The organism is Photobacterium sp. 270122K (assembly GCF_059941365.1).
Map to the genome: position 1 here is coordinate 48,006 of NZ_JBPOEN010000008.1, position 13,157 is coordinate 61,162.

At 50.8% G+C, this 13,157-nt stretch carries 12 protein-coding genes; all 12 read right to left on the reverse strand.

The window, feature by feature from the left end; genetic code table 11:
- Positions 1 to 12 precede the first annotated feature (12 nt).
- Positions 13 to 1,014: a peptidoglycan DD-metalloendopeptidase family protein gene (locus ACSF8W_RS15015; protein ID WP_500848235.1), complete on the reverse strand. Its 1,002-nt coding sequence runs from the start codon at positions 1,012 to 1,014 to the stop codon at positions 13 to 15.
- A gap of 5 nt (positions 1,015 to 1,019) precedes the next feature.
- A complete protein-coding gene (locus tag ACSF8W_RS15020; protein ID WP_500848057.1) occupies positions 1,020 to 1,643 on the reverse strand; it encodes a protein-L-isoaspartate(D-aspartate) O-methyltransferase in 624 nt (207 codons plus the stop codon).
- 11 nt (positions 1,644 to 1,654) lie between these two features.
- Complete coding sequence (gene surE, locus ACSF8W_RS15025) at positions 1,655 to 2,404, reverse strand: 5'/3'-nucleotidase SurE (RefSeq protein ID WP_500848236.1); 750 nt, start codon at positions 2,402 to 2,404, stop codon at positions 1,655 to 1,657.
- Positions 2,385 to 3,458 carry a tRNA pseudouridine(13) synthase TruD gene (gene truD / locus ACSF8W_RS15030; protein WP_500848058.1) on the reverse strand — a complete coding sequence of 358 codons (1,074 nt, stop codon included), beginning with the start codon at positions 3,456 to 3,458 and terminating at the stop codon, positions 2,385 to 2,387. The genes surE and truD overlap by 20 nt, the downstream gene beginning before the upstream one ends.
- Positions 3,459 to 3,526: 68 nt before the next feature.
- On the reverse strand, positions 3,527 to 4,000 hold the full coding sequence (gene ispF / locus ACSF8W_RS15035; RefSeq protein WP_500848237.1) for a 2-C-methyl-D-erythritol 2,4-cyclodiphosphate synthase: 474 nt from the start codon (positions 3,998 to 4,000) through the stop codon (positions 3,527 to 3,529).
- A complete protein-coding gene (gene ispD / locus ACSF8W_RS15040) occupies positions 4,000 to 4,704 on the reverse strand; it encodes a 2-C-methyl-D-erythritol 4-phosphate cytidylyltransferase (RefSeq protein WP_500848059.1) in 705 nt (234 codons plus the stop codon). The genes ispF and ispD overlap by 1 nt, the downstream gene beginning before the upstream one ends.
- A 4-nt stretch (positions 4,705 to 4,708) precedes the next feature.
- Positions 4,709 to 4,981 carry a cell division protein FtsB gene (ftsB, locus tag ACSF8W_RS15045; protein ID WP_500848060.1) on the reverse strand — a complete coding sequence of 91 codons (273 nt, stop codon included), beginning with the start codon at positions 4,979 to 4,981 and terminating at the stop codon, positions 4,709 to 4,711.
- A 245-nt stretch (positions 4,982 to 5,226) separates the two neighbouring features.
- Positions 5,227 to 6,528, reverse strand: a complete 1,302-nt coding sequence (gene eno, locus ACSF8W_RS15050) for a phosphopyruvate hydratase (RefSeq protein ID WP_500848238.1) — start codon at positions 6,526 to 6,528, stop codon at positions 5,227 to 5,229.
- An 83-nt stretch (positions 6,529 to 6,611) separates the two neighbouring features.
- On the reverse strand, positions 6,612 to 8,252 hold the full coding sequence (pyrG, locus tag ACSF8W_RS15055) for a CTP synthase (protein ID WP_500848061.1): 1,641 nt from the start codon (positions 8,250 to 8,252) through the stop codon (positions 6,612 to 6,614).
- Between the two features lie 195 nt (positions 8,253 to 8,447).
- The gene (mazG, locus tag ACSF8W_RS15060) at positions 8,448 to 9,257 is read right to left on the reverse strand and encodes a nucleoside triphosphate pyrophosphohydrolase (protein WP_500848062.1); all 810 of its coding nucleotides are present in this window, start codon (positions 9,255 to 9,257) and stop codon (positions 8,448 to 8,450) included.
- A 220-nt stretch (positions 9,258 to 9,477) separates the two neighbouring features.
- Positions 9,478 to 11,709 carry a GTP diphosphokinase gene (gene relA, locus ACSF8W_RS15065; RefSeq protein ID WP_500848063.1) on the reverse strand — a complete coding sequence of 744 codons (2,232 nt, stop codon included), beginning with the start codon at positions 11,707 to 11,709 and terminating at the stop codon, positions 9,478 to 9,480.
- 57 nt (positions 11,710 to 11,766) lie between these two features.
- Positions 11,767 to 13,089 carry a 23S rRNA (uracil(1939)-C(5))-methyltransferase RlmD gene (gene rlmD / locus ACSF8W_RS15070; RefSeq protein ID WP_500848064.1) on the reverse strand — a complete coding sequence of 441 codons (1,323 nt, stop codon included), beginning with the start codon at positions 13,087 to 13,089 and terminating at the stop codon, positions 11,767 to 11,769.
- Between the last annotated feature and the right edge of the window lie 68 nt (positions 13,090 to 13,157).

Sequence of the window (13,157 nt, forward strand, 5' to 3'; positions counted from 1 at the left end):
CTGTCATGTTCTCTATCGCGGTAAGTACCGCATCGGATCAACAGATTTACCCTTGTACCGGATTTCAAAATGGAGCCGCACATTGTTGGTGCCTGAGCTACCCATTGTGGCGATTTTCTGCCCCACCTTAACCCGCTGCTGCTCCTTGACATACATCTGATCGTTATGGGCATAAGCACTGAGGAAATCCTCGCTATGCTTAATAATGACCAGATTGCCATAACCTCGTAGCGCATTACCGGCATAAACCACAACACCGTCGGCGGATGCCTCGATGGCTTGACCGCGCTGCCCCGCAATATCCAGACCTTTGTTGCCGTTCTCTGCATTAGAGAAACGCGCAATGACCCGTCCTTTGGTTGGCCACGTCCATTTATCTACCTTGGTGTTGCTTGGTTTGGGTGTTGGTTTAGGTTTTGGCTGATTTGTAACAACTTTGTTACTTTCAGCTTTTTGAGAGTACTCTTTTGTGGGAGCTGGATCAATATTTTTATTGCTGTTTTTTTGCACAGTTGCAGGTTTGGTCGCGGCAACCGCAACCGGCTTCTGGGGAGCCGGTTTTGTCACAGGCGGCACGACCGCTTTACTGGCGGTTTGAGACGCAGGGGGCACGGTCGGTTTTGCGACCGGCGTGATCACCGGTTTAGCCTTATCTGCCGTCTGCGTCGAAGGGGATGTGATTGGCACCGTTTTACCGTATTGTGGCGCTTGGTATTTCGGCTTCCACAATTGCAACTTCTGCCCGGGGAAAATGGTGTACGGCTTCGCCAAGCGGTTATAAGCCACCAAGTCATTCACATCTTTGTCAGTGATATAAGAAATGAAATACAAGGTGTCACCTTTTTGTACTTCATAGTAGCTGCCCCGGTAGCTGCCACGCTCCAGGCTATGATAGTCCTTCCCCAAACTGGTTACAGGGGCAGGCGTATGATTGCTACAGCCAGATAGCCACAAGCTGACAGCCAATACTGTCCACTTTACGGTCGGTTTAATCACTGACACTGACGCGCTCATCCTCATTAATACAGCAGTTCCCCTGCTACCAACGGTACAAAACGTACCGGCTCAACATCGCTGGCGCGATACCGATCACCGTCACGTACAATCAATTTTAACACTTGTGTTGCTTCGCCTACGGGCACAATCAAGCGGCCACCTTCGGCCAACTGCGCCAACAAGGCCATCGGAATATCAGCAGCAGCCGCGGTTACAATAATGGCATCAAACGGCCCTTTGCTCGCCCACCCCTGCCAACCATCGCCATGCTTAGTCGACACGTTGTGCAGCGCCAGTTGATTTAAACGCCGTTTCGCCCGCCATTGCAATGCTTTAATGCGCTCGACCGAATACACGTGATCCACCAGCTGTGCCAGCACGGCAGTCTGGTACCCCGAGCCAGTGCCGATTTCCAAAATACGTGACTGTGGCGACAACGCCATCAGCTCTGTCATTCTAGCCACAATGTACGGCTGTGAAATGGTCTGTCCATTCCCGATTGGCAGCGCATTATTTTCATAGGCTTTGTGCGACAAGGCTTCATCAATAAACACCTCGCGTGGCACGGCGCCTATCGCTCGAAGTACCTTGTCATCGCGGATCCCTTGCTGAGATAGATACTGCAGTAGGGCGTGCCGCTCATCCACATAGCGCATCCTTACTTTATCTCCTGATCGTTAACCCACTGCTGTAATGCACCCAGTGCATCGTGTGCGGTGAGATCCACCTGCAACGGTGTCAAAGACACACAACCGTGTTCAATCGCATAAAAATCGGTGCCCGGGCCGGCGTCCTGACACGGTCCCGGCGGGCCCAGCCAGTACAACTCTTTCCCGCGAGGGTCGACGGCTTTCACCATATTTTCTGCACGGTGGCGCGCCCCCAAACGTGTCACCTGCCAAGGCCCCAGTTCTGCCAGTGGCAGATCCGGCACATTGATATTCAGGATCCGATTTTCAGGTAACGGGTGGGTATCCATTTTCATCAATACCTGCTTCACCACTTGGGCGGCGGTCTCAAAATGGGTATTCCCCACCAGCGACACGGCAATGGCCGGCACACCCAAAAAATGACCTTCTGTGGCGGCAGCAACGGTACCGGAATACAGCACATCATCACCCAGGTTTGCACCGTGGTTGATCCCAGCCACGACCAAGTCTGGTCGTTCATCCAACCATTCATTGAGGGCAAAGTGCACGCAATCGGTCGGTGTACCTTCCACGGAAATGCGGCGCTCCCCTTCATGGCGAATGCGCAGCGGGTTATCCAGACTCAGTGAATTTGACGCCCCCGACCGATTTCGGTCAGGGGCAATCACCGTCACGTCACCAAGATCAGATAAGACACGTGCTAAGGTGTTTATACCCTCAGCAAAAATGCCATCATCGTTACTGATCAGTATCCGCATCGTGTCCATAAACCTTTTGTTCTGTCGCCAGCTCACTCATCAGCTCACGCACCACGGCGGTGGCAAAACAACCTGCCGGAAGGGCAAAGGAAACCGTCATTTGATCACCGTTCTGTTGCCATGCCATTTGTTCAGGTTTAAGCAACAGCGTACGGCGTTCATGGCGCATACGGTTATCACGGATCAGCTTCAACAAAGCCGGCTCTTGCTCAACAATCGCCATTTCGAACGCTTGTGCATCGCCCGTTGTCGGCAAGGCATTATCACCCATCATCGGGGCAGTAATCGCCAAACGACCGGCGTCCACATCGTGTTGGATGCTGTCGGTCACCGTTGCCACTAACATGCCACGCGGATCAGCGTCTGATTGCAGCCAATCACCCGCCATCAGCGTGTTCACCGTGTTCTGCTCAATACGGGCTGACAGCACTTGGTTAAACAACCATGAACGTGCTGCTGACAAGTAGAAGCTGCGCTTACTCTTATCACGCACGCGGAATTCATCGTTACCCCACGCGCGGGCTTTTGTGACGTTGTTGCCGCCATGGCCGAAACGCTGCTCACCGAAATAGTTTGGCACACCGTGTTCACGCACCTGCTCCAAACGTGCGATCAACGCCTCTGGCTGATCCAGATCGCTTAACGTCAACTGGAACCAGTTACCCACCAAATCACCGGGGCGCAATTTTTTATCATGACGCGCCGTTTCCAGCACTTCAATCCCCGGGTGCTCTGCCACAAAGGCGCTTAGATCCGGATCCGGCTTACCCGGCAAATGGACACTCAGCCATTGCTCGGTGATCGCATGGCGATCTTTCAGGCCCGCCCAGCTCACATCGCGAGATTTTACCTCACACGCTTTGGCTAACTCATTCACAACATACTTGGTGTTTTCGCCAGTCTTACGGATTTTCACCATAAAATGTTCGCCAGTACCGGCAAAATCAAAACCCAAGTTTTCCTTAACAATAAAATCTTCAGGCTCAGCTTTAATTCGGCCCTGACAGCTTGGTTTTCCGTATAACCAGCTGAAATTGTCCATAACAGTAGACATATATACACCATTAACTAGCGGCACATGTGTGCCAATCAGTAGACCCAATAATGGGGCCTACCCTTGAATTATTGTTGGCAGATCAATACGACCGCTTCACAGGCAATGCCTTCTTTGCGGCCGGTAAACCCTAAACGTTCTGACGTTGTCGCTTTCACATTCACATTGCCGATCTCGGTTTCTAAATCTGCGGCAATGGCCTGACACATCGCGGTGATGTATGGCGCCATTTTCGGCGCTTGCGCGATGATGGTGACATCCACGTTACCTAAGCGGTAACCTTTCGCCTTTACCTTACTATAGACATCACGCAGCAATGCACGGCTGTCTGCGCCTGCCCATTCTGCATCCGTATCAGGAAAGTGACGGCCAATGTCGCCCGCGCCAATTGCGCCGAGCAGGGCATCACACACCGCGTGTAAGGCCACATCGCCATCGGAATGGGCAATCAAACCTTGTCCATAAGGGATCGCAACGCCGCCAATAATTACCGGCCCTTCACCACCAAATTTATGTACATCAAAGCCGTGTCCAATTCGCATCATTCCGCTTCCCTCATCATGGTTTCTAAATAAAATGCCGCCAACGCAAGATCTTCCGGTTGCGTCACCTTGAGATTATCGGCACGCCCTTTCACGAGTTGAGGCGGTTGCTGCGCATGCTCCATCGCGGAGGCTTCATCAGTGATCACCGCACCGTCAGCCAATGCCTGTTCCAGCGCATGCTTGAGCATGCCGGCGCGGAACATCTGTGGCGTGAGGGCATGCCATAAATCGGTACGATCCACCGTGGTGGCAATGCCCCCGATGCCATTGCCTCGCTTCATGGTGTCACGCACGGGTGCCGCCAAAATCGCCCCAAACGGGGAAGCCTGCGCCCCTTGGATCAGGTCATCCACATCACTCAGGTGTAAACACGGTCGGGCCGCATCGTGTACCAGTACCCAGGTGTTCGGATCGTCAATCGCCGCTAAACCCGCAAACACGGAATCCGCACGTTCAGCCCCGCCATTCACGCGGATCACGCGAGGGTCGGTAGCCAGTGGCAACTGCGGGAAATACGGGTCGTGTTCACTCACGGCGATGATCACTTGTGCGATCGAAGGGTGTTGCAACAAACGGGCAACGGTATGTTCCAATATCGTCTTGCCGGCGATCTGTAAGTACTGTTTAGGGCGGTCAGCCGCCATACGGCTCCCAACCCCTGCAGCAGGCACCACTGCAATCATTTTTTCACGTAGGATCATCAGACTATTCCCCGACAATACGAAAGAAGGTTTCGTCAGGGCGGATCATGCCAAGCTCATTGCGAGCCCGCTCTTCTATCGCTTCCTGTCCGCGGTTCAGATCGTTGATTTCAAAATACATCTGCTGGTTACGCTGCACTAGCTGCGCATTGGCTTCTTGCTGAACGGCGACATTATCTTTCACCGCCAAGTAATCAAGCATGCCGTTTTTGCCTAACCAGAAATCATATTGCAGCCAACTCAACACTGCCAGTAGCAGCAAGGTAAGCATTCGCATTCCATTCTCCAGACAATGATCAGTGATATTAACAGATCACACTGCCTGATAATGCTGATAATGCCATCAATAAATACCACGTCTATCCTCATCAGACAGCCGACTAAACCGATAATAATCCCATAAAGCGCAGTTTGACACTAGCGTAGAAGCCACAACCGGTGACCATTCGGCCATAAAAAAACCGCCCCTTAGAGGCGGTTTTTATTAAAGCGTGTAGGGTGTCCCTACAGGCAGGCTAATAATTAAGCCTGACCTTTCACTTCTTTAAGACCGTTGAAAGGCGCTTTAGCACCTAGAGCTTCTTCGATACGGATAAGTTGGTTGTACTTAGCAACACGGTCAGAACGGCTCATAGAACCTGTTTTGATCTGGCCTGCAGCAGTACCTACCGCTAGATCAGCGATAGTTGCATCTTCAGTTTCGCCTGAACGGTGAGAGATTACAGCTGTGTAACCTGCGTCTTTAGCCATCTTGATTGCAGCTAGAGTCTCAGTTAGAGAACCGATTTGGTTGAACTTGATAAGGATTGAGTTAGTGATGCCTTTCTCGATACCTTCAGCAAGAATCTTAGTGTTAGTAACGAATAGATCGTCACCTACTAGCTGAATCTTGTCGCCTAGAAGTTCAGTCTGGTGTTTGAAACCAGTCCAATCTGACTCGTCAAGACCGTCTTCGATAGAAACGATTGGGAATTGCTCAACTAGACCAGCAAGGTAGTGGTTGAACTCTTCTGAAGTGAAGGTTTTGCCTTCGCCTTTCATGTTGTAGATGCCAGCTGCTTTGTCGTAGAACTCAGAAGCTGCACAGTCCATAGCAAGAGTGATGTCTTTGCCTAGCTCGTAGCCAGCAGCTGCAACAGCTTCTGCGATTACTTCTAGTGCTTCAGCGTTAGACTTAAGGTTAGGCGCGAAACCACCTTCATCACCAACAGCTGTGTTGTAGCCTTTAGACTTAAGTACTTTAGCTAGGTTGTGGAATACTTCCGCACCCATGCGTACAGCTTCTTTCAGCGTTGCAGCGCCAACTGGCTGAATCATGAACTCTTGAATGTCAACGTTGTTGTCTGCGTGCTCGCCACCGTTGATGATGTTCATCATTGGTAGAGGCATAGAGAATACGCCCGCAGTGCCGTTTAGTTCAGCGATGTGCTCGTATAGAGGCATGCCTTTAGCAGCAGCTGCTGCTTTAGCGTTTGCTAGAGATACCGCTAGGATTGCGTTTGCACCGAAGTTAGATTTGTTTTCAGTGCCGTCTAGTTCGATCATCACTGCATCGATTGCAGCTTGGTCTTTAGCGTCTTTGCCGATTAGAGCTTCAGCGATTGGGCCGTTTACAGCTTCAATAGCTTTAAGTACGCCTTTACCTAGGAAACGAGATTTGTCACCGTCACGTAGCTCAAGAGCTTCGCGAGAACCAGTAGATGCGCCTGATGGAGCTGCAGCCATACCGACGAAACCGCCTTCTAGGTGTACTTCAGCTTCAACAGTTGGGTTACCACGTGAATCGATGATTTCACGACCTAGAACTTTAACGATCTTAGACATTGATGTTTCCTCTTGCTTTATCTTGAAATTAAAAGCTAAAAAAATAGCTGCAGCTAACACTGCGCTACAGCTATCCGTAATCCTTACTTTTTAAGCTCACCGCGCTGGTTATCACCAGCCGCTTTCACGAAGCCCGCAAACAATGGGTGACCATCGCGAGGTGTTGAGGTGAACTCAGGGTGGAACTGAGCAGCCACGAACCATGGGTGGTTCGGGATCTCGATGATTTCCACCAATTTCTTGTCTGCAGAAAGACCAGAAATTTTCAGACCTGCCTTCTCTAGTTTAGGAAGTAGGTTGTTGTTTACTTCGTAACGGTGACGGTGACGCTCGTGAATAGTCGGGTTACCGTATAGTTCACGTGCTTTTGAACCGTCTTGTAGATGACATAGCTGTGAACCTAGACGCATTGTACCGCCAAGATCCGATTTTTCGCTACGCTCTTCAACGTTACCTTCGCTATCAACCCATTCAGTGATTAGGCCAACAACTGGGAATTTCGTTTCAGGGTTAAACTCAGTAGAGTGCGCCCCTTCAAAGCCTGCAACATTACGAGCGAACTCGATCAGTGCAACCTGCATACCCAAACAGATACCTAGGTATGGGATTTTGTTTTCACGTGCATATTGTGCAGTCAGGATTTTACCTTCTACACCACGGTTACCGAAGCCACCTGGTACCAAGATCGCATCAAGGCCTTCCAGCACTTCTGTGCCTTTTGACTCAACATCTTGAGAATCGATGTACTTGATTTGCACTGACAGACGGTTTTTCAGGCCTGCGTGCTTCAATGCTTCGTTAACTGATTTGTATGCGTCTGGTAGTTCGATATATTTACCGACCATACCAATCACAACTTCCGCCGTTGGGTTCGCTTCTTCGTAGATCACTTGTTCCCACTCGTTCAGGTCTGCTTCTGGTGCAGTAATACCGAAACGCTGACAAACAAGATCATCAAGACCCTGTGCTTTAATTAGCTGTGGGATCTTGTAGATAGAATCTACGTCTTTCATCGAAATAACAGCTTTTTCTTGTACGTTACAGAAAAGCGCAATCTTCGCACGTTCGTTTGCTGGGATCATGCGATCGCTACGGCAGATCAGCACGTCAGGCTGAATACCGATAGACAGAAGCTCTTTTACTGAGTGTTGGGTTGGCTTGGTTTTTACTTCGCCGGCTGCGGCAAGGTAAGGAACCAGCGTCAGGTGCATGAACATGGTACGATCACGCCCTTTCTGAACAGCTAGCTGACGGATAGCTTCCATAAATGGTAGCGATTCGATATCACCGACAGTACCGCCAACTTCAACGATAGCCACATCGTGGCCTTTAGCGCCCGCAATCACACGATCTTTGATTTCGTTTGTGATGTGAGGGATCACCTGAATAGTGGCACCAAGATAGTCACCGCGACGTTCTTTACGAAGCACTTCTTCGTAAACACGACCTGCAGTGAAGTTGTTACGCTTGGTCATCTTGGTACGGATGAAACGCTCGTAGTGACCTAAGTCAAGGTCGGTCTCTGCACCGTCTTCCGTTACGAATACTTCACCATGCTGAATCGGGCTCATTGTGCCAGGGTCAACGTTGATGTAAGGGTCTAGTTTCATCATGGTCACGTTTAGACCACGTGCTTCTAGAATAGCCGCTAGAGATGCAGCAGCAATACCTTTACCTAGTGAGGATACGACCCCGCCCGTAACAAAAATGTAATTCGTCGTCATGTTTTACCTGGAAGATTGGTATAGAGGATATAAGTGTATCTGGACGGGAAATTAGTATACCAGACACCCCTTATTGCCACAACGTGAAAACTATCACAGCAGACTGAGTTTTTTTTTGTCTCAAATCAAATCTCCTTCTCAGGACGACTATCAATAGACTCATTAATAGCCAGCCAAAGGTAAACCGTGTTTCGTCTAACCTTTTGACTCGCTGCGTTTTACCGCATCCCAGATCTGATCTAACTCCGCCAGCGAGCAGTCTTCAAGACGCTTCCCTTGTTCTAGCACATTTTTTTCAACCTGGCGAAAGCGACGCTCAAATTTCTGGTTGGCACGCTGCAAGGCGATCTCCGGTTTCACGGCCACATGGCGGCTGAAGTTCGCGACAGCAAACAGGAGATCTCCCATCTCTTCTTCGATTCTCTCCTGCTTCGGTGACGCTTGGATGACTTCTTCCATCACTTCTTCAATTTCTTCGTGCACCTTATCCACCACCGGCCCCAATGTGTCCCAGTCAAAGCCATGCTTAGCACAACGTTTTTGAATTTTATCCGCACGTGTCAGTGCCGGCAGCGCGCGGGGAATATTGGCCAGCACACTGTTGTCCTCGCCTTTTTGGGCGCGCTCTTTGGCTTTTTCGGCCTCCCAATTGGCGTTTATGTCTGCGTCACTCGCAAACGCCTTATCGCCAAACACGTGCGGATGGCGACGGGTCAGCTTTTCATTGAGCCCTTCGACCACATCGTTAAAGTCAAACAGCCCTTGCTCTTTGCCCATCTGGCTGTAAAAAATCACCTGGAACAATAAATCCCCCAGCTCCTCACGCACGTCATCCCAGTTTTGCTGCTCAATGGCATCCGCCACTTCATAGGCTTCTTCAATGGTGTGCGGCACAATGGAGGCGAAAGTTTGTTTTTGATCCCACGGGCAACCCGTTTGCGGATCACGCAGTGTCGCCATGATCGCCACCAAGCGTTCTATCGGTGTCTGTGATGTCTCTGTCATTGTTCGTTTTCCTTCTCACTCTCGATGCGAACTGTTGCTTCAACAATATAGCGGTAAAAAAAACGGGCAGCATCTGGGCTCCCCGTTTCTGGTTTGAGTTTCTGGTTTTTAGTTCCGAGTCTCGAGTTTCTAAGTTCTAGTTCCTAAATTCTAGTTTCTAGGCTCTACATCTAGATACTCGTCCCTAGATACTCGTCCCTAAATACTCAGCTCTCACTGATCAGTGAAGACGCTTGGCTTCGGCCACGTCTTTCACTTGCTCAATGCGCTTAAGCACTCGGCCCAGCACATCGAGATCCGTCAATTCCAAATCAAAGTCCAAAATGGAAAGCTGCTTTTTAAAGTCCACCCGGCTCTTCATACCCGCGACCTTGGCTTTTTCATTGGCAAAGGTATTGGTCAGCTCTTTTATCAACCCGCTTCGCTCTGATGCGGTGACGCGCACGGTGATATTGTAGTTCCCCACAAATCCCCCGCCCCACACGGTATCAATGATCCGCTCGGCCGCCACATGGCGTAACTCTTCCAATTGCTCACAATCGCTACGGTGCACAGAAATCCCGCGGCCTTGCGTCACAAAGCCTTGGATCTCATCACCTGGGATCGGCTGACAACAACGCGCCAAATGTGTCATGAGGTTATCCACCCCTTCCACCACCACCGCATCACGCTGTGGTTTTTTGGCTGACGACATTTTGCTGTTCGCTTCCGCCAACTTCTCCAGCAACTGCTGATCTTCTTCTTCCGCGGTCGGCTTGTTAACCAAGGCATTGATATGGTTAATGACTTGGTTGATACGCAAATCACCACTGCCGACCCCGGCAAAGAGTTCATCCGTCGAGTTTACGTTAAAACGCTTCAGCGCATAGGCTTCGGCATCTTTCAACGTGGCACCGATTTTGTGCAGCTCGTGCTCCAAAATCTCACGGCCTGCCGCAATGTTTTTGTCGCGATCTTGTTTACGGAACCACGCATGCACCTTCGCACGCGCTCGGCTTGAGGTCACAAAGCCTAAGTTCGGGTTCAGCCAGTCACGGGATGGATTCGGCTCTTTCTGGGTGATGATTTCAACCTGATCGCCCATCTGCAAGTGGTACGTGAACGGCACAATGCGCCCTTCCACCTTGGCCCCGATACAACGGTGCCCCACTTCCGAGTGAATGTGATAAGCAAAATCCAACGGCGTGGCATTTAGTGGCAAATCCACCACGTCCCCTTTCGGGGTAAAGGCATACACGCGATCATCAAACACTTGGCTACGCAGTTCGTCGAGCATTTCACCCGAATCCGACATTTCTTCTTGCCATGCCAGTAGCTTACGCAGCCAATTGATTTTCTCATCGTACGACGATTTTGCGCCACCCGATGACGACCCGCTTTCTTTGTATTTCCAGTGTGCGGCGACACCCAGTTCCGACTCTTCGTGCATTTGCTTGGTACGGATCTGAATCTCAATGGTTTTGCCTTCCGGCCCCAACACCACGGTGTGGATAGACTGATAGCCATTGGGTTTCGGGTTCGCGACGTAGTCATCAAACTCTTTAGGCAAGTGGCGGTATTTGGTATGTACCACCCCTAACGCGGCGTAACAGTCTTGCAGCGCATCAGCGATAATGCGCACAGCACGCACATCAAACAGCTCGTCAAACGCCAAGCTCTTTTTCTGCATTTTACGCCAGATGCTGTAAATATGTTTTGGTCGACCTTGTACTTCGGCTTTGATGTGGCATGCCTTCATCGAGTCCGCTAAGTCTGTAACAAAGTGTTCGATGTAATGTTCGCGGTCGATACGGCGCTCAGACAGCTGCTTCGCGATCTGCTTATAGGTGTCTGGGTGACGATAACGGAAGGCGTAATCTTCAATTTCCCACTTCAGCTGACCAATCCCGAGACGGTTCGCCAACGGGGCATAGATATTGGCACACTCTTTCGCGGCGGCACGGCGCACGGCATCCGGCTCATCTTTCACTTCACGCAGGTTACAAATGCGCTCCGCCAGCTTGATCACCACGCAGCGGAAGTCATCCACCATCGACAGTAGCATGCGACGAATATTATCGACCTGCGCTGACTGCTCCGCCCCTTCTTTGGTGGCATTGAGCTGGCCGATGGCCGCCATCTGGCTGACGCCGACCACCATCTGTGTGATGGTTTGGCCGTAGTCCTCTTGCAACTGCTCAGGGGCATACACCCCCGCTTCCACCAAGGGGAACAGCAGTGCCGCAACCAAGGTATCTCGGTCCATGCTTAGCGTTACTAAGATCTCGACCATTTCGCGGCCGCGCCATAGCAACAAGGGTGCCGTCTCTTCCTTCGCCGTCAAATCGAGACATCGCTGGTAGGTCTGCGTTAATCGGTTGGCGACCTTGCCATCCTGCTGCAGACTGTCAATCCAAGACGAAAGCTCGAATGTATCATTTTCCTTTAAATGCGCACCGCGAACTGCGACCATTTCTCTATCCTGTTTCTCTGTGTAGATGAATCAAGGGCGGTAACAATGAAGACACGATCAACGACGTGACTTCACGAATAACGCCATGGACTCCAAATGCCCGGTATGCGGGAACATGTCCATCATACCCAGCTTTGCCAACTGATAACCGTGTGCCAGTAACACCTGACTGTCCCGTGCAAGGGTGGCCGGGTTACACGACACATACACCACCCGCTCTGGGTGTAATTTCACGACATGTTCCATCACGCCTGCTGCACCAGCACGCGCTGGGTCCAACAGGATTTTATTGAATTTTTCCTGTGCCCACGGCATGGCGGTCACATCATCGTCAAGGTTCGCTTGGTAGAACGCCGCATTGTGTAATTGGTTATTAGCAGCATTCTCTGATGCACGATGCACCATCTCATCGATACCTTCAACACCTACCAGTGCATTTGCCTGTTTTGCCAGCGGCAGGCTGAAGTTGCCTAAACCACAAAACAGATCCAACACACGATCTTGCGGGGTGATCGCTAACCAATCCATCGCCTGCGCCACCATGTTTTCATTCACCTCACGGTTCACCTGAATAAAATCTTTCGGTGAAAACGATAAGGTTAACCCATCCAACACGTAGTGTGGGTGAGCGTCTGACAGGCTCTCCACCGTCTCTGCGGTTGGGGCGAGGTATAACATTACCTGATGTTCGTCAGCGAACTGCTTGAGCACCGTCATGTCTTGGTCAGAAAACGGCTGTAAGTGGCGGATCAGTACCACGCGCCCATTATCCGCTTCAACCAACTCAACGTGGCCTAAGTGTTTTTTACCTTGTAGCGACAACAGCGTCTCACGCAATACCGGCAACAACGCATTCAGCGAGTCAGCCAGTACCGGACACTGCTCGACGTTTACAATGTCTTTGCTTTGTTTTTTACGGAATCCCATCACCAGCCCTTTGCCCATCGGCATCACGCTAAAGCGCGCACAACGGCGGTAGCCCCATGGTTGGCTAACAATCGGTGCGACTTGGTCAACATGACCGGCATTGGCGAATTTCCCCATCAACTCACTCAGGGATTGCTGCTTGGCAGCAATTTGTCCGTCGTGCGACAGGTGTTGCAAGTTACAGCCCCCACACTCGGCGTATAGCGGACACTGCGGTGCAATGCGGGATTCGCTGCTGGTCAGGCGCTTGATCAATTTGGCGCGGGCGTACTGTTTTTTCTCTTCCGTGAGCTGCACCACCACGTGTTCACCCGGCAAAGCGCCGTCAACAAAGACGGATTTGCGATCAACGTGACCAATACCGGCACCAAGGTGATCCAATCGGCTAATAGTGATTTCTTTGTGCTTGGTGTCGGTGACTTTTCGTTTCTGAGGCTTAAAAAAGCGTGCCATAGTTTTGGACTCACGGAGCAGTTAGTACAAACTGAGTGATAATATCGACAGTTTGGGATTAGTGGATT